This is a genomic window from Longimicrobium sp. (genome assembly GCF_036280135.1).
Lineage (GTDB): Bacteria > Gemmatimonadota > Gemmatimonadetes > Longimicrobiales > Longimicrobiaceae > Longimicrobium.
The window spans coordinates 1-3,118 of record NZ_DASURI010000129.1 but is presented as its reverse complement, the minus strand read 5'-3'; the positions used below and the strand labels follow the sequence as shown (position 1 = coordinate 3,118).

The following is a 3,118-nucleotide window of genomic DNA, read 5'->3' as shown; positions in this document are numbered from 1 at the left end:
CTCCAGCTCGTCCGGGCTCACCGTCAGCGCCTCGCTGCGCAGCCGCGTGAACGCGGACGAGATGCGCGGCGCTGGATCATCCGCAGCCGGCGTCGTCTGCGCGGCGCCCGCGACGGGCAAAAGCAGCGCGAGGATGATCATCGCGGCCGGCCACAGGCGAAAGAGCGCGCGCATCGACGGATCGCGGGTGCGGGTGACACGAACGGGGGAGGCGAGGCGGCGTGGCCTCGCCTCCCCTATCAGTAATGCAACGCGCTGGGAAGGAGAAGACTGACGGGGCCGATCAGGCGGACGTTTCCTCGAACGCCTCGTCGTCCGGCGCGTCGGCGGGGGCATCGAGGATCTCGGCGGCGAGCGCGGCGTCTTCGGCGCGGACGAACAGGCGGGCCATCCCGGGATAGGCGCCGCTCGCCGTGTCGGCGCTCATGCGCGAAGGGATGTCGTGTGCCTCCAGCACGGCCGCGTCCATCTGCGCGTCCAGGTCGTTCGTGTACGTCCGCAGCACCACGATGTCGTTGCTCATGCTCGTCCCGCGTCCTGGTTCAGTGGGCGTCACAGCGTCGATCCCTGGAAGGTCCTACGGCCGCCTCGTACCCGTGGTTTCCGGGGATCAGGCCGGCGGCCCGTCGTACGCCTCGTCGTCCTCCGGCGTGCCGGCGGGGGCGTCGAGGATCTCGGCAGCGAGCGTAGCGTCTTCGGCCCGGACGAGCAGGCGCGTGGGCATAATGAGCGCCATCCCCGGGTACGTCCCGCCCGCCGTGTCGCCGCTGACGCGCGCGGGGACGCCGTGGGCCTCCAGCACGGCCGCGTCCATCTGCGCGTCCAGGTCGTTCGTGTACGTCCGCAGCACCACGATGTCGTTGCTCATGCTCGTCTCGCGTCCTGGTTCAGTGGGCGTCACAGCGTCGATCCCTGGAAGGTCCTACGGTCGCCTCGTACCCGTGGTTTCCGGGGATCAGGCAGGCGGCTCGTCGAACGCCTCGTCGTCCTCCGGCGTACCGGCGGGGGCATCGAGGATCTCGGCGGCGAGCGCGGCGTCCTCGGCCCGGACGAGCAGGCGCGTGGGCATGATGAGCGCCATCCCCGGATACGCCCCGCCCGCCGTGTCGCCGCTGACGCGCGCGGGGACGCCGTGGGCCTCGAGCACGGCCGCGTCCAGCTGCGCCTCCAGCTCGTTGGTGTACGTGCGCAGCACCACGATGTCGTCGCTCATCCCGCCTTCACCCCGGCGTCGGCGGCCCGGTGCTTGTTCACGAGCTCTGCGTCGATGCCTTTGGCCTCCAGCCAGGCCCGCGCCTCTCGCACCTGCTGGCCGAGTTCGTACGTGAACCACGCCTCGCGGACCTCGGGAAACTCCGTGAGCGCGTCCTTGAAGCTGCGGAACGGACGGCGCTGTTCCAGCGCCCGCAGGAGCTTGCCCCGGACCCGGTCGTCGGGCTGGTCGTCGGCGAAGCGCTCCATCCACCGGAACCCCTCGTTGGATCCGACGGACTCGATGTGGCGGAACCGCTCGGGGTCCAGGTCGTCGTCGGCGTATTCGTCAAAGGCTTCCGGGTCCCACGCCTCGCCGGCGTCGGGGCCGCCCCGGGCTTCGACGCGGGCCCACTCGGCCATCAGCACCTCGCCGGTCTGCAGGTCCAGCACCCACTGCGTCTCGTTGTCGCTCATCGCGAGGGCAATGTCGCCGGTGTCGATCTGGAGCTTGGGCATGGCAGTACAGAAGCGATCAGGGAATCAGCCAAGCGCATCGACGTCCACTGCGCTTACCTGCGCAGAGTAAACACGTCCAGCACCCGCCGCAAGCGGGTCAGGGGCCGCACTTGGGGCAGCGGGCCAGGAGCGCGCCGCCGCCCTCCAGCTCGCGCGAGGCCCAGGTGCGCAGGGCCGACTTGGCCTCGGCGCAGATCTGCCGGGCACCCTTGGCACGCAGGCGGCCCGGGTGCACGTCGCGATCGATCTCGGGGCAGGTGGCCTTGTGCAGCAGCGGCGCGCTGCGCGTGCGCACGGCCAGCACGTAGCCGTCCGGGTGCGTGTTGAGCCACCACGCGTACTCCGCGTCGTCGGGGAACTCCTGCGTGGCGGGGAACGCGTCCGCGGCCTCGGTCATCGTCGTTCGTCTTTCGTTGTGGTTGGGCGGACTACCAGCGGCCGTGCCATTGCAGGCCGTGCGGAAGGTCGTCCGCGGCGAACTCCAGGTGCACCACGCGGCGGTGCCCCGGGCGCGTGGCCGGCGACGACGCGTGCAGGAGGGCGGGGCGCATCACCAGCGCGCCGCCGCGATCGCAGGTGCATGGAACGGGCTCGCCCGCGTCGCGCATGCGCGCCACGTCGTCCGCGGACAGGCGGCCGTGGGCGTGCGAGCCGGGCAGCACCTGCACGGGCCCGTTGTCCGGCCCGCACGGGTCCAGGTGCACGCGCACGGTCAGCATCCGTTCCAGCACCTCCACGGGCGGCTGCACGTGCGGGATGCTCGCCTTTTCGGACCAGGGCCCGAACCCCGGCGCGTCGCGCGGCTCCCGGACGGCGATGGTGAGGTCCTGGTGCCACGCCACCTTCCAGTTGGCCGCGGGCGTCTTGTCGAACAGGATGCCTCGCACGACGAAGCACTCCGGCCCCAGCACGGGCTCCACCAGCGCGCGCACGGCCGGCATCCGCGCCAGGGCGCGCACCTGGGGCACGGCCTCCAGCAGATTGCGCACGGCGTGCACGCTGCCGCGCCGCTCCACGGCGCCCTCGTGGTCCACGTTCTCCAGCGCGGGGAGCAGGGCGTCGATCACGTCGTCCGGCACCACGCCCTCCACCATGGCGAACCCGTCGCGCGCGACCGTCTCCGTGTACCCGTCCGTCATCGGCATCCAGATCATCCGGCGGATGTGATCTCGTTTCAGCGGGCCATCTCGGAGCGCACGCGCCGGTCCACGATGCCCAGGCGCTTCTCGATGGTCTGCTCGATGTACAGCGCCTGCTCGCGCACGTCCAGCGCCGTGGCCAGCTTGAGGTGGCGGCCGTCCTTGAGCACCGCGTCCACACCGTAGCGCAGGGAAACGCCGTTGCGGCCGCGGATGACCTGCTCCGTGCAGAACAGCTGCTCCAGCGATGCCGTGGAGATGTCCACGTT

7 protein-coding genes are annotated in these 3,118 nt (G+C 71.3%); all 7 read right to left on the bottom strand.

Features of this window, described 5'->3' with window-relative positions; translation table 11 throughout:
• Window positions 1-283: 283 nt before the first annotated feature.
• Entirely contained in the window at window positions 284-523 is a 240-nt protein-coding gene (locus tag VFZ20_RS04005) for a hypothetical protein (RefSeq protein ID WP_329682539.1), read from the bottom strand.
• A gap of 87 nt (window positions 524-610) precedes the next feature.
• The gene (locus VFZ20_RS04000) at window positions 611-868 is read right to left on the bottom strand and encodes a putative signal transducing protein (protein WP_329682538.1); all 258 of its coding nucleotides are present in this window, start codon (window positions 866-868) and stop codon (window positions 611-613) included.
• Window positions 869-955: 87 nt separating this feature from the next.
• Window positions 956-1,213, bottom strand: coding sequence for a putative signal transducing protein (locus tag VFZ20_RS03995; RefSeq protein WP_329682537.1), 258 nt, complete (start codon window positions 1,211-1,213; stop codon window positions 956-958).
• Window positions 1,210-1,710: a UPF0158 family protein gene (locus VFZ20_RS03990; RefSeq protein ID WP_329682536.1), complete on the bottom strand. Its 501-nt coding sequence runs from the start codon at window positions 1,708-1,710 to the stop codon at window positions 1,210-1,212. Before VFZ20_RS03990 ends, VFZ20_RS03995 begins: the two co-directional genes overlap by 4 nt.
• 97 nt (window positions 1,711-1,807) lie before the next feature.
• Entirely contained in the window at window positions 1,808-2,107 is a 300-nt protein-coding gene (locus tag VFZ20_RS03985) for a hypothetical protein (protein WP_329682535.1), read from the bottom strand.
• A 31-nt stretch (window positions 2,108-2,138) separates the two neighbouring features.
• Window positions 2,139-2,864 carry a phytanoyl-CoA dioxygenase family protein gene (locus tag VFZ20_RS03980; protein ID WP_329682534.1) on the bottom strand — a complete coding sequence of 242 codons (726 nt, stop codon included), beginning with the start codon at window positions 2,862-2,864 and terminating at the stop codon, window positions 2,139-2,141.
• Between the two features lie 20 nt (window positions 2,865-2,884).
• On the bottom strand, window positions 2,885-3,118 hold a 234-nt coding region (locus VFZ20_RS03975; protein WP_329682533.1), incomplete at its 5' end, for a hypothetical protein.

Bases quoted from the DNA above. Each gene is read 5' to 3' on its own strand.
- VFZ20_RS03980 (WP_329682534.1), bottom strand. From the start codon at position 2,864: ATGATCTGGATGCCGATGACGGACGGGTACACGGAGACGGTCGCGCGC.
- VFZ20_RS03990 (WP_329682536.1), bottom strand. From the start codon at position 1,710: ATGCCCAAGCTCCAGATCGACACCGGCGACATTGCCCTCGCGATGAGC.
- VFZ20_RS04005 (WP_329682539.1), bottom strand. From the start codon at position 523: ATGAGCAACGACATCGTGGTGCTGCGGACGTACACGAACGACCTGGAC.
- VFZ20_RS04000 (WP_329682538.1), bottom strand. From the start codon at position 868: ATGAGCAACGACATCGTGGTGCTGCGGACGTACACGAACGACCTGGAC.
- VFZ20_RS03985 (WP_329682535.1), bottom strand. From the start codon at position 2,107: ATGACCGAGGCCGCGGACGCGTTCCCCGCCACGCAGGAGTTCCCCGAC.
- VFZ20_RS03995 (WP_329682537.1), bottom strand. From the start codon at position 1,213: ATGAGCGACGACATCGTGGTGCTGCGCACGTACACCAACGAGCTGGAG.